Source organism: Actinopolymorpha pittospori (genome assembly GCF_014873875.1).
Lineage (GTDB): Bacteria > Actinomycetota > Actinomycetes > Propionibacteriales > Actinopolymorphaceae > Actinopolymorpha > Actinopolymorpha pittospori.
In genome coordinates this window covers 2,036,175-2,058,386 of record NZ_JADBEM010000001.1, presented here as the reverse complement: position 1 = coordinate 2,058,386, position 22,212 = coordinate 2,036,175, and the positions used below count along the sequence as shown (strand labels likewise).

At 71.9% G+C, this 22,212-nt stretch carries 18 protein-coding genes; 8 read left to right on the top strand and 10 right to left on the bottom strand.

Annotated elements, in window-relative coordinates; all coding sequences use genetic code 11:
* Positions 1–4: 4 nt before the first annotated feature.
* Positions 5–547, top strand: a complete 543-nt coding sequence (locus HEB94_RS09670; RefSeq protein ID WP_192749579.1) for a hypothetical protein — start codon at positions 5–7, stop codon at positions 545–547.
* Positions 548–747: 200 nt separating this feature from the next.
* On the opposite strand, the gene HEB94_RS09665 is transcribed toward HEB94_RS09670, so the two are convergent.
* The gene (locus HEB94_RS09665; protein ID WP_192749578.1) at positions 748–1,347 is read right to left on the bottom strand and encodes a hypothetical protein; all 600 of its coding nucleotides are present in this window, start codon (positions 1,345–1,347) and stop codon (positions 748–750) included.
* 246 nt (positions 1,348–1,593) lie between these two features.
* Here HEB94_RS09665 and HEB94_RS09660 point away from each other — a divergent pair, with 246 nt between their 5' ends.
* Positions 1,594–3,198: an alkaline phosphatase D family protein gene (locus HEB94_RS09660; RefSeq protein WP_192749577.1), complete on the top strand. Its 1,605-nt coding sequence runs from the start codon at positions 1,594–1,596 to the stop codon at positions 3,196–3,198.
* Positions 3,199–3,286: 88 nt separating this feature from the next.
* Here the strand turns inward: HEB94_RS09660 and HEB94_RS09655 are convergent, their stop codons facing one another.
* Genes HEB94_RS09655 through pdhA form a run of 3 tightly spaced genes read right to left on the bottom strand, consistent with a single transcriptional unit; the run spans position 3,287 to position 6,998 of the window.
* Complete coding sequence (locus HEB94_RS09655) at positions 3,287–4,834, bottom strand: dihydrolipoamide acetyltransferase family protein (RefSeq protein WP_192749576.1); 1,548 nt, start codon at positions 4,832–4,834, stop codon at positions 3,287–3,289.
* Between the two features lie 26 nt (positions 4,835–4,860).
* A complete protein-coding gene (locus HEB94_RS09650; RefSeq protein ID WP_192749575.1) occupies positions 4,861–5,841 on the bottom strand; it encodes an alpha-ketoacid dehydrogenase subunit beta in 981 nt (326 codons plus the stop codon).
* Positions 5,838–6,998, bottom strand: a complete 1,161-nt coding sequence (gene pdhA, locus HEB94_RS09645; protein ID WP_337917565.1) for a pyruvate dehydrogenase (acetyl-transferring) E1 component subunit alpha — start codon at positions 6,996–6,998, stop codon at positions 5,838–5,840. Before pdhA ends, HEB94_RS09650 begins: the two co-directional genes overlap by 4 nt.
* Positions 6,999–7,571: 573 nt before the next feature.
* On the opposite strand from pdhA, the gene HEB94_RS09640 reads away from it, so the two are divergent.
* From HEB94_RS09640 to HEB94_RS09625, 4 genes are read left to right on the top strand one after another with little or no spacing between them, the layout of a single operon-like run.
* Positions 7,572–8,693: a 2-keto-3-deoxygluconate permease gene (locus HEB94_RS09640; RefSeq protein ID WP_192749573.1), complete on the top strand. Its 1,122-nt coding sequence runs from the start codon at positions 7,572–7,574 to the stop codon at positions 8,691–8,693.
* Positions 8,693–9,904 carry a four-carbon acid sugar kinase family protein gene (locus HEB94_RS09635; RefSeq protein WP_192749572.1) on the top strand — a complete coding sequence of 404 codons (1,212 nt, stop codon included), beginning with the start codon at positions 8,693–8,695 and terminating at the stop codon, positions 9,902–9,904. The genes HEB94_RS09640 and HEB94_RS09635 overlap by 1 nt, the downstream gene beginning before the upstream one ends.
* Positions 9,904–10,902, top strand: coding sequence for a 4-hydroxythreonine-4-phosphate dehydrogenase PdxA (gene pdxA, locus HEB94_RS09630; protein ID WP_202896250.1), 999 nt, complete (start codon positions 9,904–9,906; stop codon positions 10,900–10,902). Before HEB94_RS09635 ends, pdxA begins: the two co-directional genes overlap by 1 nt.
* Positions 10,903–10,926: 24 nt before the next feature.
* Positions 10,927–11,745 (top strand): DeoR/GlpR family DNA-binding transcription regulator, encoded by an 819-nt coding sequence (locus HEB94_RS09625; RefSeq protein WP_192749570.1) that lies wholly within the window; start codon positions 10,927–10,929, stop codon positions 11,743–11,745.
* Between the two features lie 34 nt (positions 11,746–11,779).
* On the opposite strand, the gene HEB94_RS09620 is transcribed toward HEB94_RS09625, so the two are convergent.
* The 5 genes from HEB94_RS09620 to HEB94_RS09600 form a co-directional block, all read right to left on the bottom strand.
* Entirely contained in the window at positions 11,780–13,015 is a 1,236-nt protein-coding gene (locus HEB94_RS09620; protein ID WP_337917563.1) for a CaiB/BaiF CoA transferase family protein, read from the bottom strand.
* Positions 13,005–14,165 (bottom strand): acyl-CoA dehydrogenase family protein, encoded by a 1,161-nt coding sequence (locus tag HEB94_RS09615; RefSeq protein ID WP_192749569.1) that lies wholly within the window; start codon positions 14,163–14,165, stop codon positions 13,005–13,007. Before HEB94_RS09615 ends, HEB94_RS09620 begins: the two co-directional genes overlap by 11 nt.
* A 73-nt stretch (positions 14,166–14,238) precedes the next feature.
* Positions 14,239–14,988, bottom strand: coding sequence for a hypothetical protein (locus HEB94_RS09610; RefSeq protein ID WP_202896249.1), 750 nt, complete (start codon positions 14,986–14,988; stop codon positions 14,239–14,241).
* On the bottom strand, positions 14,985–15,593 hold the full coding sequence (locus HEB94_RS09605) for a hypothetical protein (RefSeq protein WP_192749568.1): 609 nt from the start codon (positions 15,591–15,593) through the stop codon (positions 14,985–14,987). The genes HEB94_RS09610 and HEB94_RS09605 overlap by 4 nt, the downstream gene beginning before the upstream one ends.
* Before the next feature lie 78 nt (positions 15,594–15,671).
* Positions 15,672–17,807: a 3-hydroxyacyl-CoA dehydrogenase NAD-binding domain-containing protein gene (locus tag HEB94_RS09600; protein ID WP_192749567.1), complete on the bottom strand. Its 2,136-nt coding sequence runs from the start codon at positions 17,805–17,807 to the stop codon at positions 15,672–15,674.
* Positions 17,808–18,064: 257 nt separating this feature from the next.
* On the opposite strand from HEB94_RS09600, the gene HEB94_RS09595 reads away from it, so the two are divergent.
* Positions 18,065–20,176, top strand: coding sequence for an amylo-alpha-1,6-glucosidase (locus HEB94_RS09595; protein WP_192749566.1), 2,112 nt, complete (start codon positions 18,065–18,067; stop codon positions 20,174–20,176).
* A gap of 166 nt (positions 20,177–20,342) precedes the next feature.
* Positions 20,343–20,993 (top strand): DsbA family protein, encoded by a 651-nt coding sequence (locus HEB94_RS09590; protein ID WP_192749565.1) that lies wholly within the window; start codon positions 20,343–20,345, stop codon positions 20,991–20,993.
* A 15-nt stretch (positions 20,994–21,008) separates the two neighbouring features.
* Here HEB94_RS09590 and HEB94_RS09585 read toward each other — a convergent pair whose 3' ends face one another.
* On the bottom strand, positions 21,009–22,211 hold the full coding sequence (locus HEB94_RS09585) for an acetyl-CoA C-acetyltransferase (RefSeq protein ID WP_192749564.1): 1,203 nt from the start codon (positions 22,209–22,211) through the stop codon (positions 21,009–21,011).
* Between the last annotated feature and the right edge of the window lies 1 nt (position 22,212).

The window sequence follows — 22,212 nt, the reverse complement described above, 5'->3', positions numbered from 1 at the left end:
AGAAATGACCGACGACATCGACCAGATCCCGCTGCCTCGTCAGCTGGGCGCGAGGCGCCGAGGTGCCCTCCGCGACGTCTTGATGGAGGAGGTGCGAGGCAGCAGCCGGCCGTGGTGGCGCCGCACCTGGAAGGGCGCCGCTGTGGGCGGGAGCGCCTTCGCCATGGTCCTCGCCGGTGGCGCCGCCACCGCCTACGTCGCGTTCAAGGCACCAAGCAACACGGCCAGCGTCCTGTGCTACTCAGCACCGCAGCTGAAGTCGGAGCACATCGACGGCACCCGGATCGCGGTCGCCCGCAGCATGCCCGCCGGAAGTTCCGCTGACGACAGCGGAACCGTCGCCATCGCCGACCCGGTGGCGGCATGCTCCCAAGCCTGGCAGGACGGTCTCCTCACCGCCGGAAAAGCCCCCTCAGCACCGTCGGTGGGTGCCCGTCACCAGGTCCCCACTCTCGTGGCCTGCACCCTCGAGGAGGGTGTAGCCGCGGTGTTCCCAGGAAATCCCTCCACCTGCGAACGCCTCGGCCTTCCCCAGGTCGCGGGATGAGATGCCCATGCAGGGCTGGCCGCGCTGCCCCCGGGCGGCAGCGCGGCCAGGGGGACCCCTCGCCGGAGTGTCCTGGCCGAGGTCGCCGTACCTGACGTCCCGCTCGTGTCAGCCCACGTCGGTGAGACCTCGGCCGTGTCGACTGGGCAGGCCGCCTCGACCTGGCGGGTCGTGTCGACCCCAGGGCGGGCCCGCCGCGCCTAGATGAACTTGATGGACGAGGTCTTGTCGCCCATCGAACCGAGCGACGAACAACTCGAGTCGCAGTAGGTGAACGTCCCGGTGTAGCTCGTACCGTCGTGATGCTTACCGAGGCAGTTGGAGTACGTCCGGGCCGAGGAGATCCGGTTGTCGAAGCCGAGACTGGCCATGCTCGGGAAGCCGTACCACGTGCCGGAGTAGCAACCGGTGCCGCTGGAGCCGTAGAGCGTGAGCGAGTCCCCTCCGTAGCTGGAGTCCTCGTACTCGATTCCGACCAGCGGCCGGGCGGCCACGGCCGACCTGGTCGACACCGCACCCGCGCCGACCAACTGCTTCTCGGTCACGGTGGTGGCCTCGGGTGCGAGCTTGACACGGTCGCCGGTCGCGTAGGCGATGGCCTGCGCGAACGACGAGAAACAGGTGAGTTCGGTGGTCTTCGCGGTCGAAACACTGGCGCCGGTGGGCAGCGCCTGGAGGCCCGCGACGCAGTGGCGGGCACTCTTGTCGGGGCCGGGAGCGGCTTGCGCCGCCTGGGCCTGCCATGACACAAGGATCAACGCGGCCAGCACAGCCAGCCACGTACTTCGACGTCGACGCACGGCTACACCTCCTGGATCGCCTGGAACGCATGATGACATGCGAGGCAAATCACTGTCGTTACGCTTGTCACCAATCACCCACGGTATAGGACCGGTTTTGGTCCGATTCATACCTGCGGCGTGGTGCCCTTGACCTGGCAGGTAACTGCCTTTTTCACCGTTTCGCGGCGGCCGCTCCATGATTCGGTCATAGTGCGGCCAACCGGTGTTAGGCCAACGCTCATCGCGACCCCATACACCAAGGGCATGTCGAATCGCCGTCCCTCCGAGCGCCTCGCCCTGCCACGCCGCACCCTGCTGCGGGCGGGCCTCACCACCGCCGCGCTGCCGGGTCTCGCCAGCCTGCTGGGTACGCCGGCCGCCGTCGCGGCTCCCCTCACTCACCGCGGCCCGGGCGTCGTCCGTTCGAACCGCCCGATGCTCAGCCACGGGATCGCCAGCGGCGACCCCACCTCCAACAGCGCCGTCGTCTGGGCCCGCGCCGACCGGACCGCCCGGATGTACGTCGAGGTCAGCCGTTCACCGAGGTTCGAGAAGTCCCAGACCGTGCGCGGACCGGTGCTCACCTCGTCGTCGAACTACACCGGCCAGGTCGACCTGCGTGGGCTTCCCGCCGGCCAGGAGGTCTTCTACCGCGTCCACCTCGAGGACCCGGACCGGCACGGTGTGCGCGGCCCCGCCCTCGACGGCCGGTTGGTGACCGCGCCGGTGCACCGCTCCGACGTTCGGTTCCTGTGGTCCGGCGACATGGTCGGCCAGGGCTTCGGCTCCAACCCCGACCTCGGCGGCATCCGCATCTTCGAGCGGATGCGCTCCCTCTCCCCGGACTTCTTCCTGCACTCCGGTGACTCGATCTACGCCGACGGGCCGCTGCAGGACTCGGTCACCCTCCCGGACGGGCGGGTCTACCGCAACGTCGTCACGCAGGAGAAGAGCAAGGTCGCCGAGACGCTCGCGGAGTACCGCGGGCAGTGGGCGTACAACCTGCTCGACGCGAACGTGCGCGACTTCTCCGCACACGTCCCCCAGATCAACCAGTGGGACGACCACGAGGTCCTCAACAACTGGTACCCGGGCGAGATCCTCGAGGACCCGAACTACACCGAGAAGCGCGTCGACGTGCTCGCCAAGCGTGCCCGGCAGGCGTTCTTCGAGTGGATGCCGATCCGGGACACGCCACACGACCCGGAGGGGCGCGTCTACCGCAAGATCTCCTACGGTCCGTTGCTCGACATCTTCGTGCTCGACATGCGGACCTACAAGGACCCGAACACCCCGGGCCTGGAGACCGTGCCGGACGGCGGCGTGCTCGGCTGGCGCCAGCTCGAGTGGCTGACCGAGGGCCTCACGAAGTCCCGCGCCACCTGGAAGATCGTCGCCAACGACCTGCCGATCGGACTGGTCGTTCCCGACGGCGACCTGATCGAGGGTGTCGCGCAGGGCGACCCGGGTGCGCCGAAGGGGCGGGAGCTGGAGATCGCGGGCCTGCTGTCCACCCTGCGCCGCCGCAAGGTGCACAACGTCGTGTGGCTCACCGCGGACGTCCACTACACCGCGGCGCACAACTACTCACCGGAGCGCGCGAGCTACACCGACTTCGCGCCCTTCTGGGAGTTCGTGTCGGGACCGCTGAACGCGGGTGCGTTCGGGCCGAACGCGCTCGACTCGACGTTCGGGCCGGAGGCGGTCTACGTCCACGCACCCGACCGCGCCGGTGCCTCTCCGATGGAGGGGTTCCAGCACTTCGGCGAGGTCGAGATCGACGGACGCAGCGGCGAACTCACCGTGCGGCTGCGTGACCAGGAAGCCAAGGTGCTCTACAGCAAGAAGCTCAGCCCCGAGCGCCACTGAACGATCGGCGTAGGCCGACGGGAAGGGCCCGCGACGAACGGTCTCGTCGCGGGCCCCTTCACGTCGGCGCTCTCTCCTACGCCCGGCGTCAGGCCAGCAGCAGCGCGGAGGCGGGGTCCTCCAGCACACCGGCCACGTCCATCAGGAAGCGCGAGCCGTGTTCGCCGTCGACGACCCGGTGGTCGAACGACAACGACAGCGTGGCGACCCAGCGTGGGACGACCTCGTCGTCGACCACCCACGGCTGCTTGCGGATCGCGCCGACCGCGAGGATTCCGGACTCGCCCGGGTTGAGGATCGGCGTACCGCCGTCGACCCCGAAGATGCCGACGTTGGTGATCGTGAACGACGTCCCCCGCATGTCCTCCGGTGGCGTCTTGCCCGACCGTGCCGTCTGGGCCAGGTCGGCGATGGCGCGGGCCAGGTCGGGGAGCGGCAGGCGGTCAGCGTCCTTGACGTTCGGGACCATCAGCCCGCGCGGCGTCGCGGCCGCGATGCCGAGGTTGACGTAGTGCTTGACGACGATCTCGCCGGCCGCCTCGTCCCAGGCGCCGTTGAGCTCGGGGGTACGCCGGAGCGCGAGGCAGCATGCCTTCGCGACCACGGTGAGCGGCGACAGCTTGACGTCGGCCAGGTCGCGGCGGGTCTTGAGCCGGGCCAGCAGGTCCATCGTCGCCGTCACGTCGACGCTCACCCATTCGGTGACGTGCGGCGCGGTGAACGCGCTCTGGGTCACGGCCTGCGCGGTGGAGCGGCGTAGGCCGCGGACCGGGATCCGCGTCTCCCGAACCCCCGCGGCCGGTGTGGGCGTCGCCGCCTCGACGGCCGGCTCGGCGGCCGGTGCCGCGGCGGCCGGTGCCGCGGCGGCCGGTGCCGCGGCGGCGGTGGCGAACGTCTCGACGTCGGTCCGGGTGACGGTTCCGCCCGGCCCGGTCGCGGGCACCTCCCGCAGGTCGACGCCGAGGTCCTTGGCCAGCTTGCGGACCGGCGGCTTGGCCAGGACAGGTGCACCACGGCCACCGTTGTGCACGGCCGCGGGGGCGGCCGGCGTGGCCACCGGCGGCGTGGGTGCCGGTGCCGGTGGTGTGGGCTGGACGCTGACAGCCGGGGCGGTCGGTGTCGTGGAGGCGGCTTGGGGTGCCGCGCCGGAGCCCGCGCCGGAGCGTGGCCGACGCCGCGCGGACGTCGCCCGCGGGCCGTATCCGACGAGCATGCTGGTCTTGCCCTCGTCGGCTCCGCCGGCGACAGCGCTCGCCACGGTCTGCCCGCTCGCGCCCGCGGCCTCACCACTGGTTCCGACGTCGAACGCACCGGCGACAGCGGCCTCGGAGGCGGCGGCCGGCGTCGCGGTGGTTTCGGGGGCCGGCGCCGCCGGCTCGCCCACCACCGCGCCCGGATCGGCGACCCGGATGATCGGCGTACCGACCGGTATGACCTGTCCCTCCGGCACCAGCAGTTCGGCGACCGTGCCGGCGTAGGGGCACGGAAGCTCGACCAGCGACTTCGCGGTCTCGATCTCGACCACGACGTCGTTGACCTTGACCGCGTCACCCGGCTTCACCCGCCAGGACACGATCTCGGCCTCGACCAGACCCTCACCGACGTCGGGGAGTTTGAACTCGCGCGCCTGCGTCATGACTTCTCCTCAGTCCCCTTGGTCCCTCAGTACGCGAGCACTCGGTCGACGGCATCGAGGATGCGGTCGAGGTCGGGGAGGAACTCCTCCTCGGCCCGGGCGGCTGGGTAGGGCAGGTCGAAGCCGGCCACGCGTTGCACCGGCGCCTCCAGTGAGTAGAAGCACTCCTGCGTGATCCGGGTCGCGAGCTCCGACCCGAGGCCACCGCTGATCGGTGCCTCGTGGACGGTGACGACCCGGCCGGTACGGCGGACGAGGTCGTAGACCTGGTCGAGGTCGAGCGGCGACAGCGTGCGCAGGTCGACGACGGCGACGCTGTGGCCCTCCTCCTGCGCGGCCTGGGCGACCTCCAGGCAGGTCTTCACGGTCGGGCCGTAGCACAGCAGCACCACGTCGGTGCCGTCGCGGACGACACGCGAGGCGTACAAGGGATACGGCGCCGTCGAGAGTTCGGTGTCAACCTCGGCTTTCTCGTAGTAGCGCCGCTTGGGTTCGAGGAAGATCACCGGGTCCTCACCCGCGATGCACTGCTGGATCATCCAGTAGGCGTCGGCGGGGTTGGAGCAGGCGACGACCTTCAGCCCGGCGGTGTGGGCGAAGTAGGCCTCCGGGGACTCCGAGTGGTGCTCGACCGCTCCGATGCCGCCGCCGAAGGGGATCCGGATGACCAGGGGGACCGAGAGCCGGCCCTGCGAGCGGTAGTGCATCTTCGCGACCTGGCTGACGATCTGGTCGTAGGCCGGGTAGACAAAGCCGTCGAACTGGATCTCGCACACCGGCCGGTATCCCCGCAGGGCCAGGCCGATGGCGGTGCCGACGATGCCCGACTCGGCGAGGGGGGTGTCGATGACCCGGTCCTCGCCGAAGTCCTTCTGGAGTCCGTCGGTGACGCGGAACACGCCACCGAGCCGGCCGATGTCCTCGCCCATGATGATGACCTTCTGGTCATCCTCCATCGCCCGCCGCAGCCCGGCGTTCAGGCTCTTGGCCAGGGTGAGATTGGTCATCGGGCCACCTCCGCCGAGTGGGTCGCGCCTTCGGGCGCCGCGTCCTGGAACGATGCGTGGTAGTCGCGGAACCACTGTTGCTGGGCCCGCAGTTCGGGAGTCATCTCGGCGTAGACCCGATCGAACGCGGCGCCGAGGTCCGGCTCGGGCATCGACAGGGTGCCGGTGCGGACGTGGGCGGCGAGTTCGTCGGCCTCCGCCTCCAGAGCGGTGAAGAAGTCGTCGTCGACCAGGCCGCCGCGGGTCAGGTAGGCCTTGACGCGGGCCAGCGGATCCTTGAGCTTCCAGTGTTCGAGCTCGTCCTGCAGGCGGTAGCGGGTCGGGTCGTCGGTGGTGGTGTGCGCGCCCATGCGGTAGGTGAACGCCTCGATGAGCATCGGGCCGCCACCCTCGCGCGCCTGCTGCAGCGCCGCCTTGGTGACGGCGTAGCAGGCGAGGACGTCGTTGCCGTCGACGCGGACGCCGGAGAAGCCGAAGCCGTGCGCCCGGCGGTAGAGCGGGATGCGGGACTGCTTCTCCTGGGGCGCGGAGATGGCCCACTGGTTGTTCTGCAGGAAGAAGACGATGGGGGTGTTGAAGACCGAGGCCCAGATGAACGACTCGTTGACGTCGCCCTGCGAACTCGCCCCGTCACCGAAGTAGGCGAGCACGGCCGCGTCGCGGTCGGGGTCGCCGGTGCCGACGCAGCCGTCGCGCTGCATGCCCATCGCGTAGCCGGTCGCGTGCAGGGTCTGCGCGCCGATGACGATGGTGTAGAGGTGGAAGTTGACGTCCTTGGGGTCCCACGAGCCGTGGTCGACGCCGCGGAACAGGCTGATCAGCGCGAGCGGATCGATGCCCTTGCACCACGCGACACCGTGTTCGCGGTAGGTGGGGAAGATGAAGTCCTGCGGGCGGGCGGCCCGGCCGGAACCGATCTGCGCGGCTTCCTGGCCAAGCAGCGAGGCCCAGATGCCGAGCTCACCCTGACGTTGCAACGCGATCGCCTCGGCGTCGACGCGCCGGGTGAGGACCATGTCGCGGTAGAAGCCCTTGATGGCCTCGTCGTCGAGGTCGAATGCGTAGTCGGGATGTTCGCACCGCTCACCTTCGGGGGTGAGAAGCTGGACGAGTTCGGGGCCGCCATCCTGCGCAGACCACAAGCCTTCCGTCGTCACCGTGCACTCCTTCAGTCCATCGGTGGGCGGGGTCACCGCCACCGGGCCGGAGCTCAGCGGGTCGGGTTCGTCGCCACCGGTGGGCGCGACTAGCGTCCGACACGCACAGCTGTGACGCATAACACAGCCATGCCACCTAACGTACCGACAGCGCCCGCTCAGCGCACCCGAACGACGGGTGCACCCGGTCGTCCCATGATCCGTACATGGGAGCTGTGTCCCAGGATCTTCCTCGGCGCCCGGAGCGCGCCATGTCGGAAACCACGGTTAGCCGCACCTTTTTGTCGTACAGCTCCCACACATTGTCGGACGCCCGAACTTATGGTCGGGGCCCCGACTATCTGCCTGGTAAGGCGTTTCCATGGGTCGAAGGGCTCTTACCCGTCGGGTCGGAGCTGGGTGCGAGCAGGCCACACCCAGCTGATCGAATTACGCAGAACCATCGGGCCATGTTGCGCGTTGCACGCACGAGACGTACCCTTCAGGTCGAATCAGCAGCCTGCGATTGCGCAGTACGGGGCGGCGGAGTTGCGCAATACGCGCAGCAATGGGTGCTTCGACGGAAGGATGCGCATGCACCTGCCCCTCAAGCGAGCCATCGAACGCGTACCAGGCGGCATGATGATCGTGCCGCTCTTCGTCGGCGCCATCATCGCCACCATCTGGCCGGGCGCCGGAGACTACTTCGGCTCCTTCACCGGCGCGCTGTTCACCGGATCCCTGCCGATCCTCGCCGTCTTCTACGTGTGCATGGGCTCCACGATCGAACTGCGCTCGACCCCCTACATCCTGCGTAAGGGTGGCGCGCTGTTCGTCGCCAAGGTCGCGACCGCGGTGGTCCTCGGCCTCGTCTTCGGCCGACTCCTCGGCGAACTGCCCATCTCCGGCGGCCTCTTCGCCGGCCTGTCCACCCTCGCGATCGTCGCCGCCGTCAACGACACCAACGGCGGCCTCTACATGGCGTTGATGGGGCAGTTCGGCAAGTCCCGCGACGTCGCGGCGTACTCCATCATGAGCATCGAGTCCGGGCCGTTCCTCACCATGGTGACGCTGGGCGTCGCCGGACTCTCGGCGTTCCCCTGGCAGACCCTGGTCGGGGCCATCCTTCCGCTCGCGGTGGGCATCGCCCTGGGCAACCTCGACCCGGACATGCGGAAGTTCCTGGGCCGCGCCGTTCCCGTGATGATTCCCTTCTTCGCCTTCGCTCTCGGCGCCGGCATCAACCTCACCACCGTCTGGCACGCGGGGCTGCTCGGCCTGTTGATCGGCGTCGGGGTGGTCGCCGTGAGCGGCACGGTGCTGATCCTCGCCGACAAGGTCACCCACGGGAACGGCGTCGCCGGTATCGCGGCCGCGTCGACCGCGGGTAACGCCGCGGCCGTGCCCGCCATCGTCGCCAGCGCCAACCCGGCGTACGCGGCGGCGGCCAAGCCCGCCACCGTCCTGGTGGCCGCGAGCGTCGTCGTCACCGCGATCCTGACGCCCCTGGTCACCGCCTGGTGGGCGGGCCGGTTCGGCCACTCCGGCGGCTCGGAGGGGAGCGGGTCCCCCGACGGGCACAGCTCGCCGGACGGGGCCTCCACTCCGCGGCCTGCGACCGACCAAGCCGCCGCCTCCGCCGGTGGGGGATCATCGACGAAACACCAGAACCCGGCCGACCCGACCGGATCCACGTACCCCACCTCGGGAGCCTGATGCGCGCCACTGTCGCCGTCGTCGCCGACGACCTGACCGGAGCCGCCGACACCGGAGTCGGTTTCCTGCGGGCCGGCCTGGCCACCAGCGTCGCGTGGGCCGACCCCGCCCTGGATCCCGACCTCGCCGAGCACGCGGACGTCCTCGCGGTGGACACCAGGACCCGCGCCGCCGACCCGGGACGCGCCGAGCAGATCACCCGTGAGGTCGTCACGACCCTGCGCGAGATCGGCGTGAGAACGCTGTACAAGAAGGCCGACTCGACGCTGCGGGGGCACGTCGGCATCGAAGTCAAGGCCGCCTTGACAGGCTGGCACCCCGCCTCGGTCGCGGTCGTCGCGCTCGCCTTTCCCGGCACCGGGCGGACGACCGTCGACGGGCGGCAGCGGGTCGGCGGCATACCGCTCGCGATGCCGCCCATCCCCACCATCCTCGAGGGCGCCGGTATCGCGACCGCCCGCGCCAACCTGGCGGTCGTCCGCGGCCCCGCGCTGACCGAGGCGTTCCAGGCGCACCGGCGGGCCGGCGCCCGGGCTCTGGTCTGCGACGCGGAGACCGACGCGGACCTCCAGGCGATCGCGCGGGCGGGCAGCACCCTCGGAGCCGGCGTGGTCTGGGTCGGCTCGGGCGGGCTGGCGCCCGTCCTGTCCGCCAACCTCGGGTTGACAGGCGCCGAGTCGCCAGGGCACGTCGGCGCGACCGGCCCGGTGCTGGTCACGGTCGGCAGCGCGAGCGACATCGCCCGGGCCCAGGCGGCCGACCTCGTGGCCGCCGGCGCGACCCACCTGTCCGTCCCGATCGCCGCCCTGGACGGCACCGACGACGCCGCCGGCGCGGCGTTCGCGAAGGAGGTCCAGGACCACCTCCGGCGCGCGACGGACGTCGTACTCACCCTCGGCGCCGAGATCGGTGCCGGTGGCCCCGACGACGACCGGCTGGCCGTCCGGCTGGGCGAACTGCTGCGGCCCTGCGCCACCCTGGTCGGGGGCCTCGTGGTCACCGGCGGCGACACCGCCACCGGCGTCCTCCAGGCCTGGCGTACGAACGCACTCCGGCTCGTCGAGGAGGTCGAGCCCGGCGTTCCGCTGTCCATCACCGTCGCACCACGTCCGATCCCGGTCGTGACCAAGGCGGGCGGGTTCGGGAACGCCTCCACCCTCACCCTGGCCCGTGCCAGGCTCACAGCGCTGCTCAACTCCGAAGGAGAATGATGAACCGTCCGATCATCGCGATCACGATGGGCGATGCCGCGGGTGTCGGACCCGAGGTCGTCGTCAAGGCACTCGCGCGGCCGGAGGCCTACGACTCCTTCCGCCCGCTCGTCATCGGTGACGCCGCCCGGCTGGTGAAGGCCGCCCAGCTCAGTGGGGTGGCGGTGGACGTGCGCTCGGTGGACGGTCCGGCCGACGCGACGTACAAGGCCGGGACCATCGACTGTGTCGACCTCGGCCTCATCCCCGACGACCTGCCCTTCGGCGAACTGTCGCCGGTGGCCGGGGACGCGGCGTTCCGCTACATCGAACGCGCGGTCGCGCTCGCCGTCGCCGGCGACGTGGACGCGATCTGCACGGCCCCACTGAACAAGGAGGCGCTGCACGCGGGCGGGCACGTCTACCCCGGGCACACCGAGATCCTCGCGGACCTGACCGGTACGCCCGAGGTGTCGATGATGCTGGCCGCCCCCAAACTGAAGGTCGTCCACTGCACGACCCACATCGGACTGATCGACGCGATCGCGAAGATCGACGCCGGGCTGGTCGAACGCACCATCCGCCGCGGCCACGAGACGCTGGTCAAGTCCGGCATCGAGGCGCCCCGGATCGCGGTGTGCGGGATCAACCCGCACGCGGGTGAGAACGGCCTGTTCGGCCACGGCGAGGAGGAGACCAAGGTCGCCCCGGGTATCGCCGCGGCGCGCGCGGACGGCATCGACGCGATCGGCCCGCTGCCCTCCGACACGGTCTTCTTCCGCGCGGTCCGCGGTGACTTCGACCTGGTGGTCGCGATGTACCACGACCAGGGACACAACCCGGTGAAGGTGCTCGGGCTGGAGGCCGGTGTCAACATCACCATCGGGCTGCCCGTCGTCCGGACCTCGGTCGACCACGGTACGGCGTTCGACATCGCCGGCACCGGGACCGCCGACGAGCGCAGCATGCTCGAGGCGCTCCGTCAGGCGACCGAACTCGCGCCCAAGCGCGCGGGGTAGGACTTTCGGGGTGGGGGCGAAGCCATGAGCGACAAGGGAGCGGGGCGGCAGCCCAGCGAGTCCGCGGCCGAGCGGGCCCGCACGGCCGAACGCCGGGAGCGCATCCACGCCCTCGTCCTCGCGGGCGAGACCCGGGTCGACGAGCTCAGCCTGCGCCTCGGGGTGTCGGCGTCCACGGTGCGTCGCGACCTGGCCCGGCTCACCGGCCAGGGCCGGATCGCCCGCACCTACGGCGGCGCGCTCGCGACCCCACACGAACCCGAGCCCTCGCTGCGCGAACGCGCCCGGATCGCCCAGGACGCGAAGGACGCCATCGCCCGGCTGGCGGCGACGCTCGTGGGTGCCGGCGACACCACGCTGCTCGACGCCGGTACGACGACCGGGCGGCTCGCCCACCACCTGCGCGACCGGCAGGACATCCGGGTCGTGACCAACGGCGCCACCGCCGCCCTCGAACTCCTGCGCGCCGAGGGCGTCGAGCTCGTCTGGGTGGGCGGGACGTTCCGCCGGATCAGCGAGAGCACGATCGGCCCGCTCGCCGAGCAGGTCGTCCGCCGGATCAGCGCCGACCAGGCGTTCCTGGGCGCGGACGGGCTGGTCGCCGGGCGCGGCATCTGTGAGGCGGACCTGTCCCAGACGGCGTTGAAGGAGCTGATGGCGGCGCGGGCGCGGGAGGTCTACGTGCTGGCCGACGCGAGCAAGCTCGGGCACGCGCCCTTCGACGCCTGGGCGCCGCTGGACCGGCCGTGGACGCTCATCACGGACGCGGGCGCGACCCCGGCCCAACTGGCGGCGTTCCGGGCCGACCCGCTGGTCGAGGTCGTGGTGGCCGAGGCGACCTGACAGGACGCGGTCGTCGACCGGGACGTCAGCGTGGTCATCCCCGCGTGGAGGGTGCGACGGCGACCGCGCCGGAGCGTAGGAGCCCGGCGATCTCGTCCGCGGCGAGCCCCCAGTCGGCGAGCACCTCGCGGGTGTCCCCGCCTGGGACGGGCGCGGGTCCCTGGACCGCTCCCGGTGTGCGGGACAGCCGCGGCGCCGGACCCGGCTGCGCGAGCCCACCCACGTCGACGTAGGTGCCGCGCGCGGCGAGGTGCGGATGGCGCGGCGCCTCGGCGGGCTCCAGTACCGGCGTCACGCACGCGTCCGTTCCGCCGAACCGCTTCGTCCACTCCTCCCGGGTGCGGGTGGCGAACACCGCCGCGAACCGCTCGTGCAGCCGGGGCCAGCCGGACTCGTCGTACTGTCCGGGTAGCTCCTCCTCGGTGAGCCCGAGCCCGGCGAGCAGGGCGGCGTAGAACCGCGGCTCCAGCGCACCGACCGCGACGAACCGGCCGTCCGCGCAGGAGTAGCAGCGGTAGAACGGTGCGCCGCCGTCGAGCAGGTTTCCTCCGCGCGGCCCGTTCCAGATGCCGCGGCCGATCAGGCTGTGCAGGTGCGTCGACAGCAGCGCCGCCCCCTCCACCATGGCCGCGTCGACGACCTGGCCGTGCCCGGAGCGTTCGCGTTCCCAGAGCGCGGCCAGGATGCCGAGAACGGCCAGCATGCCACCGCCGGCGAAGTCGGCGACGTAGTTGATCGGAGGGGTGGGCGGTCCGCCCGCCGGGCCGATCGGGGCGAGCGCGCCGGACACGGCGAGGTAGTCGAGGTCGTGGCCCGCGGTCGCGGCCAGCGGGCCGTCCTGCCCCCAGCCGGTGATGCGGGCGTAGACCAGGCGCGGGTTGCGGGCCAGGCAGGTGTCGGGACCAAGACCGAGCCGCTCACACACGCCGGGCCGGAAGCCCTCGACCAGGACGTCGGCGCGGTCCGCGAGACGCAGCGCGACCGCTACGCCGTCGGGGTGCTTGAGGTCGAGCGCGACCGAACGCCGGCCCCGGCCGAGCGGGTCGGGTGGCCCTTCGACCGGCGGCCGGTCGAACGCCGGGATCGGTGAACCGCCGCCCACGCTGTCGGCGCGGTCGATCCGCACCACCTCCGCGCCGAGGTCGGACAACAGCATCGCGGCGAACGGGACGGGCGCGAGGTTGACGAACTCCAGCACCCGCAGGCCGGCGAGCGGACCACTCATCTCGTCGTCCCCAGGCTCGTCGTCCCCGGGCTCGTCACCGCGCACCGGAAGGTGTGTCGAGCATCGCCCGGCTGATGATGTCCTTCATGATCTCCGAGGTGCCGGCGTAGATGCGCTGGACGCGGGCGTCGGCGTAGGCGCGGCAGATGGGGTACTCCCACATGTACCCGTAGCCGCCGTGCATCTGCACGCAGTCGTCGACGACCCGACCGAGCATCTCGGTCGCGAACAGCTTCGCCTGGGCGGCCGACGCGGCGTCCAGGGCTCCGGTGTTGGCGGCGAGGACGCACTGGTCGACGTAGGCCTGCGCGACGTCGATCTCGGTGCGCATCTGCGCGAGCCGGAACCTCGTGTCCTGGAACGCCGCGAGGGGGCGGCCGAACGCCTGCCGCTCCTGCACGTAGGCCAGCGTGTCGCGCAGCGCGACCTGGGCACCGGCGACCGCGCTCATCGCCACGACCAGGCGTTCCTGCGCGAAGAGGCGCACCACGTGGGCGAAGCCCTCGGCGGGGTTGCCGAGCACGTTCTCCTTCGGGACGCGGCAGCCGTCGAAGAACAACTCGGCGGTGTCCTGGGTACGCAGGCCGAGCTTGTCCAGCTTGCGTCCCCGGGTGAAGCCCGGCGTCTCGGTCTCGACCAGGAACAGTCCGATGCCGTGCCGTCGGTCGGGGTCGGTGCGCGCCGCCACGACGACGAGGTCGGCGGTGATGCCGTTGGAGATGAACGTCTTGGCGCCGTCGAGGACCCAGTGGTCGCCCGCGTCGACGGCTCGCGTGCGCAGGGCGGCCGCGTCGGAGCCGGCCTCCGGCTCGGTGATGGCGATCGCGAGGACGCTCTCCCCGGTCACCGCGCGGGTGAGGTAGCGCCGCTTCTGGTTCCGCGTACCGGCGTGGATGAGGTACGGCGCGACGATTCCGTTGTGCAGGGGCAGCCCGAAACCCGACTCGTGGACGGCGGCCAACTCCTCCATCATCACCTGCTCGTAGCGCAGGTCGTGGATGCCGAGCCCGCCGTAGGCCTCGTCCGCGGCCGGGACCAGGAATCCCTGCCGGCCGGCGGCCAGCCAGACCTCGTGGTCGACCAGGCCGGCCTTGTCCCAGCCCGGCTGTCTCGGCACCACCTCACGGGCACAGAACTCCCGGAACGAGCTCCGGAACGCTTCGTGGTCGGCGTCGTAGTACCCAGGTGCCCGCATGGCAACGATCCTGCCGCGTTGTGAAGAGCGGGTAAACGTCCCGGGACGAAGCGGTCGCGTCGGTGGTCTGCGCTCAGCGCAGCAGGAGCGACGCGACGCCGGCCGCTCCGCCGGCCCAGAGCAGGCTCGTGAACGTGCCGATGATGAACCGCTCGGCCGCGCCCGGCGCGCGGAGTTCGGGGTAGCGGCCGAGGCCCTTCACCGCGAGGACGATCGCGACGCCCTCGCCGAAGCCGGCCAGCAGGCAGCTCGCCACAGCGGCGCGCTCCAGGGCTCCGATCCACACGCCGCCGCGTAGGACCGGCCGACCGGGTGCGGGCTGGTGCGGTGGCGGCGCGGCTCCTCCGGTGAGACGCCGCGTGGCGCCCTGACCGCCCTGACCACCCGGGCCACCCTGACCCGAGCCGCCACCCAACCCGGACGAATAGCCGCCGGCGGGACCTCCCGGGCCCACCCCACCGGGGGGACCGGAGGCACCGGTGGCGGGGCCGGTCGGTGGCACCGGGCCGGGCGCGGTCGGGTGGGTGATGTCCGGCATCCCCGACTGCTCGGCCCCGCGCAGGATCGCGCTGGTCACCGGCGCGCCGCCGGCGACGGCGACCACCACGGCGAGCACCACGGCCGCGACGTGGCCCGCGCGTTCCACGTCGGACGCGCCGGTCGCGAGCAGGCCCGCCAGGGCGAGCAGAGCCGCGAAGACGACCACGACGACCCACCAGCGGGAGCGGTCGAGGCGTTGGGAGTACGCCGGATTCCACGCGGCGAGGCAGATCACCATCAAGACGATGAGGACGATGAGAGCCAGTGCCGCCCAGCCGTTCATCCGCGTCCCTTCGCCCGGTCGGCCACACCGAGCAGCCGGCCCGCGACCGGACGGGCCCGTCGCTCCTCCTGCCACAGGGCCGAGCGGAGCCGCTGACTGACCGCCTGCGGGCTGATCTTGAGGTCGGCGGCGACGTCCTTTTGGGCCAGACCCTGCCTGATCAGGTCGACCACCTCCCAGCCCTGCGGTCTCCGGCGTTGCACCACCGCGGACAAGAGTGCCAGCAACGCCTCGGCGTCGCCCGCGCTCACCACGTCGGGTCCGACGACGGCCAACCGGGCGGCACTCCCCTTGGCGCGCTCGACGGCCTTGCGCGCGTTCACGAACGCCGGCCCGGCCGCGGCCCGCACACTCGTCGGAATCGGTTCACGCACCGGGCCCACGCCGACCCCCGCGTACCAGTCCCCCGTGCGGACGAGGTGAAGTACGACGTCGACCACGTCGTCAGGCTCGTCGAGCAGGCCCTGCACCTCGTCGCCGGCGGTCCGCTCGAAGGCGCGGACGAACCGGGCCGCCCAGGGGCTGCCCTGCAGCTTCCCGAGCAGGCCGTCGATCTTGTCCTCCTGGTGACGGCTGGCCCGCTGGTCGAGCGTCAGAACGAGCATCTGACCCTCCGATCTCACAGATGCGGGACGAGGGCCGAGAATATCCAGGCAGCAGCCTTGATCACCACTAATCAAGGCTCAACGCTTGATTGGCGGCGGCTGGAACCGTTCTCCGTAGCGCGCCATCAGTTCCTTCGCCCGGGCCGCGAACGCCGCCCGACCGCCGTAGGCCTCCACGAACTGCGCGGCGCCGCCGGTCCAGGAGGGGTAACCGATGCCGAAGACGGTCCCGACGTTCGCGTCGCGCGCCGTCTGCACCACGCCCTCGTTCAGGCAGCGCAGGGTCTCCAGGGCCTGCACGAACAGCAGCCGGTCGCGGACGTCCTCCGGCCGTACGTCGCCGGCCCCCACCGCGAAACGGTCCGCGAGCCCGGGCCACAACCGCTTGCGCCCGCCGTCGCGCGGATAGTCGTAGAAGCCCGCGCCGGCGGCCTTGCCCGGCCGGTTCAGCTCACCCGCCATGGCCTCGACCACGTCGTGGGCCGGATGCGCGACCGGGGACTCACCGGCGGCCTCGAGGTCGGCCACCTCCTGGGCCCGGACGCGGGCCAGCAACGCCAGACTCACCTCGTCGGCGACCGCGAGCGGCCCCACCGGGAAGCCGGCCCGGCGGGCGGTGTTCTCGACGACGGCCGGCGGGACGCCCTCGACGACCATCGCGATGCCCTCGTTGACGTAGGTCCCGAAGACGCGCGAGGTGAAGAAGCCGCGACTGTCGCCCACGATGATGGGCAGCTTGCCGATCTGGCGCACGTAGTCGAACGCCCGCGCCAGCGTGACCGGCGAGGTCTGCTCACCGCGGATGATCTCCACGAGCGGCATCTTGTGGACCGGGGAGAAGAAGTGCAGCCCGACGAAGCGCTCGGGTGAGCGCACCGCCGCCGCCAGCCCGGTGATGGGCAGCGTCGAGGTGTTGGACGCGATGAGCGCCTCGGGCAGGGCGGTCGACTCCGCGGCGGCCAGGACGGAGTTCTTCAAGCCGCGATCCTCGAACACCGCCTCGATGATCAGATCGCAGCCGGCGAGGTCGGCCTGGTTCTCGGTCGGGACGATCCGGGCGAGCACCTCGTCGCGCCGCTCCGGTGTCAGCGTGCCCTTGGCGACGCGTTCCTCCAGCAGGGCCACGACGCGGTAGCGGCCGGCCTGCGCGGCGTCGGCGGAGACGTCCTTGAGCACGACCTCGATGCCGGCGTACGCGCTGACGTGGGCGATGCCGGAGCCCATCATCCCGGCGCCGAGCACGCCGAGCCGGCGCACCGGACGCTTGTCGTACCCGGTCGGCTTCGACGCGCCGCGCGCCACCTCGTTCCGTCCGAACCACAGGGTGCAGATCATGTTCTTGGCGACCTGGCCGGTAAGGAGTTCGAGGAAGTACCTGCTCTCGATCTCCAAGGCCGTGTCGACGTCGACGAACGCGCCTTCCACCGCGGCGGCCAGGATGCGCTCGGGCGCGGGGTAGGCGCCGTGGGTGCGCTTGGCGAGCATGGCCGGGGCCGCGGACAGGGCGGCGTAGGACTGCGCGTCGCCGAGTCGAAGGCCCGGGATCCGGAAGCCCTTGCGATCCCAGGGCTGGGCGGGCTCGGACTCGGCGGCGGTGTCGACCCACGCGCGGGCCTTCGCCAGCAGGTTCTCCGGCGAGTTGGCGAGGTCGTGGACGAGTCCGAGGTCCAGCGCGGCGCCCGGGCGCAGTTGCGTCCCCTCCACCAGCAGCGGCAGCGCGGCGGTCAGGCCGAGCAGGCGCACGGAACGGACCGTGCCGCCCCCACCCGGAAGCAGACCGAGGGTCACCTCCGGGAAGCCGAGCTTGACCGCGGGATCGTCGAGCACGATCCGGTGGTGGCAGGCGAGGGCGATCTCCAGACCGCCACCGAGGGCCGAGCCGTTGATCGCCGCGACGACGGGACGGCCGAGCGTCTCCAGCCGGCGCAGCTGACCCTTGGCGTGGTCGAGGAACCGGCGGAAGTCGGCGACGTTGTGGCTGGTGACGTCGCGCAGCAGCTCGAGGTCGCCGCCGGCGAAGAAAGTCGACTTGGCCGAGGTCACGACGACCCCGCGGACGTCGCCGGCGTCTCGGTCGTGTTCGAGGCGGTCCAGCGCCGCGCCCATGGCGGTGACGTAGTCGGCGTTCATCACGTTCGCCGACTGGCCGGGCTGGTCGAGGGTCAGCGTGACAACACCGTCCGCGTCCCGGTCGTACCGCACCGCGTCTGTCATACGGTCCTCACCCACACTCGACGTGACTTCGATCGACGGCACCGGGCGTGACAAGTCTTCTGGTGACGCTACCCGCCGCGCCCGGCGTTCAGTCCCGGGGTGGGCACCGGCAGGACAGGTGGGGACGGGGTCGGGACTGGGCGGGGAGACGCCGCGGCGACGAGGCTGAGGGAGGCGGCGGGGATGCGGTCCGGGGGTGTGACCGGCCAGACTGTCGGCTCGGCGTCCCGGCCCGTCGTCCCGTGAGGAGAGTGTGGATGCGCCAGCCGTTCCTCCATGACCTGGTCAGTTGCGTGCGAGCGCCCGCCGTCGCGCTGTCCGGCCCGGACGGGCAGATCCGTCCCGGCGGTGTCCAGGGTGTGCTGCTGCACGACCGACGGGTGCTCTCGACCCTGGTGGTGGACGTCGACGGCGACGAGCCCGCTCCGGTCGGACACCAGCTGGTGTCGGCGGACCTGACCAGGTTCGTCGCCGTGGTGCGCAACCTCGGCGACCCGGGCGCTGATCCCACCGTGCGGCTCGAACGCGAACGCCGCGCGCACGCCGACGGGATCGAGGAGCGCCTCGTCCTGGTCAACGCCGCCCGCACACCGGTGACCTGCACCCTCTCGGTCCGCGCCGGGGTCGATCTCGCGGCGATGGACGAGGTGAAGCACGGGGCCACACCGCCGGCCCTGCCGGCCACGCAGGAGGGTCCGGAGGTCTGCGCCTGGGCCGGCCACCAGGTCACCGTGACACTGCGGGCCGATCCGGAAACGCCCTACGACGCCACGCTCGCGACCGACGGCGACGGCCACGCGAGGTTCGGCTGGCAGGTCATCGTCCCGGCCCGCGCCCGCTGGGCTGTCACCCTGCGCCTCACCGTCGCCGCCGACACCCGATCGGCGGCCGGTGACACCCGTACCGCGTCCGGTTCGCTCGACAACGCGTTCCTGCCCGCCCCGCAGGGACCCGGATGGGGAGAGGTCGCGGTGTCGGGGCCGCCCGACCTGGTGCGGCTCGTCGAACGCGGCGTCGACGACCTGGCCGCCCTCTCGCTGGCCGACCCGATGGCGCCGGTCGACGTGTTCCTCGCGGCGGGCACCCCGTGGTTCTTCACGCTCTTCGGGCGCGACTCCCTGTGGGCCGCCCGGCTCACGTTGCCCCTCGGAACCGACCTCGCCCGCGGCACGCTGCGGACCCTCGCCCGGCGCCAGGGCACCCGCCACGACCCCGACACCGCGGAGGCGCCGGGCAAGATCCTGCACGAGGTACGCCAGGAGCCCGTCAGCGTCGGCGGACCCACCGGGCTGCCGCCGGTCTACTTCGGGACCATCGACGCGACGGCCCTGTGGATCTGCCTCCTCCACGACGCGTGGACGTGGGGACTCCCGGCCGCCGACGTGGCCGCCCTGCTCGACCCGCTGGAGGCCGCGCTCGGCTGGCTCGTCGGTCCGGCCGACGCCGACGGCGACGGGTTCCTCGAGTACGTCGACGAGAGCGGTCACGGGCTCGCCAACCAGGGGTGGAAGGACTCCGGCGACTCCATCCAGTTCCCCGACGGCACCATCGCCAAGCCGTCCATCGCCCTCAGCGAGGCGCAGGCCTACGCCCACGAGGCGGCGCTCGGTGGGGCCGCGTTGCTCACCGCGTTCGGCCGCCCCGGCGCGGACCGGCTGCGGGAGTGGGCACGGGCGTTGCGCGAGCGGTTCCGTACGACGTTCTGGGTCTCCGACGCGCGCGGTCGCTTCCCGGCGATCGCGCTGGACGGCACGAAGGCGCCAGTGGCCACCGCGACGTCCAACCTCGGTCACCTGCTCGGCACCGGCCTGCTCGACGCCGCGGAGTCCGCGCAGGTGGCGGCCCGGCTCGCCGAACCCGACCTCGACTGCGGGTACGGCCTGCGCACCATGAGCGCGGACGTCGCCGGGTTCAACCCGCTCGGCTACCACGCCGGCTCGGTGTGGCCGCACGACACCGCGATCGGCGTCCTCGGCCTCGCCCGGGCGGGCCAGCACCGGGCCGCCGCGTCGCTTGCCGCGGGGCTGGTCCGGGTCGGGCCGTCCTTCGAGTACCGGCTGCCCGAACTCCTCGCCGGCACGGACGCGCGGGCCGGGGACGCCGTACTCGCCTACCCGGCCTCCTGCCGGCCGCAGGCCTGGTCGGCAGCGGCCGCGGTGGCGCTGCTGTCCGCGGCGCTGGGCCTGGACGCCGACGTACCGGGCGGGACGCTGCGGATCGCGCCGGACCCGGCGTACTCCGACTGGTGGCCGCTCGGAGTCAGCGGACTACGGATCGCCGGCCACCCGCTCAGCGTCTCGGTGGCGGGCGACGGCACCGCCACCGTCGAGACCAGCGCGCCCGTGCGGGTGTCGATCGGTCGGCCCTGAGGGTCAGTCGCGCCCGGCCGAGCGTCCCGAACGACTGATCACCCGGAATAGCGGAGGGCCCCGCGGCGCTGCCGGGACAGGTGCCGCATCCTTGCGTGGAGGCTCGGTGGTGCGGTGTGCCACCGCCGTACCCGAGCCCATACGTCGAGTAGTGGAAGGACCTTCCGTGCGGGTAGAGATCTGGGCCGATCTGGTCTGTCCGTGGTGTTACCTCGGTAAGCGCCGCTTCGAGAAGGCCCTCGCGGGCTTCGAACACGCCGCGGACGTCGAGGTCGTCCATCGTTCCTTCCAGCTCGACCCGACCGCGCCCCCGACCGCCGAACACCAGGTCGAGCAGCTGGCCGCGAAGTACGGCATGTCGATCGAGGAGATGCGGGCCCAACAGGTCAGGCTGGAGGGCCTCGCGACCGAGGAAGGGCTCGAGTACCACCTCAAGGGCAGCCTGTCGGGCAACACCGCGGACGCGCACCGACTCCTGCACCTGGGCAAGGAGCGTGGCCTCCAGGACGCGGTGGTCGAGCGGTTCTACCGCGCCCAGTTCACCGAACACCGGTCACTGTTCGACCACGACTCGCTGGTGGATCTCGCCGCCGAAGCCGGCCTCGACCCGGACGAGGCGCGTCGAACCCTGGAGCAGGGGACCTACGCCGACGACGTGGTCGCCGACGCACGCGAGGCGCAGGAACTCGGCGCCAACGGCGTACCGTTCTTCGTCGTCGCCGACCGGTACGGCGTCTCCGGCGCGCAGCCGGTCGAGCTCTTCAGCGAGGCGCTCACCCGCGCCTGGGACGAGACCCACGCCCCCGACCCCGCCTGATCACGGACGTCGCGCTCAGACCCGCTCGATGATCGTGGCGACACCCATGCCGCCACCGACGCAGAGGGTGACCAGCCCGCGCCGGAGATCCCGGCGTTCGAGCTCGTCGAGCAGCGTCCCGACCAGCATCGCGCCGGTCGCGCCGAGCGGGTGGCCGAGTGCAATCGCGCCGCCGTTGACGTTGACCACGTCGGGCGAGAGGTCGAGTTCGCGCATAAAGCGCAGCACCACCGCCGCGAACGCCTCGTTCACCTCGTAGAGGTCGATGTCCTGCGGCGTCAACCCCGCCTTGTCGAGCGCCTTGCGCGCGGCGGGACCGGGCCCGACCAGCATGAGGGTGGGGTCGGTGCCGACGGCCGCGACGCTCACGATCCGCGCGCGTGGTGTCAGCCCGAGGTCGACGCCGGCGCGTTCGCTGCCGATCAGCACCGCGGCGGCGCCGTCGACGATCTGGGAGGAGTTCCCGGCCGTGTGGACGTGCCGGATGCTCTCGACGCTGGGGTAGCGGTCCATCGCCACGTCGTCGAAGCCCAGGGCGCCGACGCCCTCGAAGGCCGCCTTCAGCGCACCGAGGCCGGCCACGGTCGTCTCCGGCCGGATCGCCTCGTCCTGGTCGAGGAGCACCGCGTCGTTCTGGTCGAGGACCGGGACGACCGACCGCTCGAAGTAGCCCTTGTCCCGGGCCAGCGTCGCCCGCTGCTGCGACGTACACGCGAACGCGTCGACGTCCTCCCGCTCCAGCCCCTCCAGCGTCGCGAGCAGGTCGGCGCTGATGCCCTGGGGAACGAAGCCGGTCTTGAGGTTCGTCTCGGGGTCGATGAACCATGCCCCGCCGTCGGACCCCATCGGCACCCGCGACATCGACTCGACGCCGCCGGCCACCACCAGGTCGTCGTACCCCGACGCCACCTTCTGGGCGGCGAGGTTGACCGCCTCCAGGCCCGAGGCGCAGAACCGGTTGAGCTGCGTGCCGGGCACCCCGACGTCCCAGCCCGCCATCAGGACGGCGGTCCTGGCCAGGTCGGCGCCCTGCTCACCCACCGGGGTGACGATCCCGAAGATCACGTCGTCCACCCGGGAGGTGTCCAGGTCGTGCCGGTTTCGCAGGGCCGTCAGGACGCCCGATCCGAGCGTCACCGGCTTCACGCTGTGCAGGGCGCCCCGTTTGCCCCGGCCTCGGGGCGTACGGACGGCGTCGAAGAGATAGGCCTCGGTCATG

Excerpts from the sequence above, each read along its gene's own strand:
- HEB94_RS09610 (WP_202896249.1), bottom strand. The coding sequence starts at position 14,988 with ATGAACGGCTGGGCGGCACTGGCTCTCATCGTCCTCATCGTCTTGATG.
- HEB94_RS09660 (WP_192749577.1), top strand. The coding sequence starts at position 1,594 with ATGTCGAATCGCCGTCCCTCCGAGCGCCTCGCCCTGCCACGCCGCACC.
- HEB94_RS09615 (WP_192749569.1), bottom strand. The coding sequence starts at position 14,165 with ATGCGGGCACCTGGGTACTACGACGCCGACCACGAAGCGTTCCGGAGC.
- pdxA (WP_202896250.1), top strand. The coding sequence starts at position 9,904 with ATGAACCGTCCGATCATCGCGATCACGATGGGCGATGCCGCGGGTGTC.
- HEB94_RS09585 (WP_192749564.1), bottom strand. The coding sequence starts at position 22,211 with ATGACCGAGGCCTATCTCTTCGACGCCGTCCGTACGCCCCGAGGCCGG.
- HEB94_RS09600 (WP_192749567.1), bottom strand. The coding sequence starts at position 17,807 with ATGACAGACGCGGTGCGGTACGACCGGGACGCGGACGGTGTTGTCACG.
- HEB94_RS09625 (WP_192749570.1), top strand. The coding sequence starts at position 10,927 with ATGAGCGACAAGGGAGCGGGGCGGCAGCCCAGCGAGTCCGCGGCCGAG.
- HEB94_RS09640 (WP_192749573.1), top strand. The coding sequence starts at position 7,572 with ATGCACCTGCCCCTCAAGCGAGCCATCGAACGCGTACCAGGCGGCATG.
- HEB94_RS09595 (WP_192749566.1), top strand. The coding sequence starts at position 18,065 with ATGCGCCAGCCGTTCCTCCATGACCTGGTCAGTTGCGTGCGAGCGCCC.
- HEB94_RS09635 (WP_192749572.1), top strand. The coding sequence starts at position 8,693 with ATGCGCGCCACTGTCGCCGTCGTCGCCGACGACCTGACCGGAGCCGCC.
- HEB94_RS09655 (WP_192749576.1), bottom strand. The coding sequence starts at position 4,834 with ATGACGCAGGCGCGCGAGTTCAAACTCCCCGACGTCGGTGAGGGTCTG.
- HEB94_RS09650 (WP_192749575.1), bottom strand. The coding sequence starts at position 5,841 with ATGACCAATCTCACCCTGGCCAAGAGCCTGAACGCCGGGCTGCGGCGG.
- HEB94_RS09670 (WP_192749579.1), top strand. The coding sequence starts at position 5 with ATGACCGACGACATCGACCAGATCCCGCTGCCTCGTCAGCTGGGCGCG.
- HEB94_RS09605 (WP_192749568.1), bottom strand. The coding sequence starts at position 15,593 with ATGCTCGTTCTGACGCTCGACCAGCGGGCCAGCCGTCACCAGGAGGAC.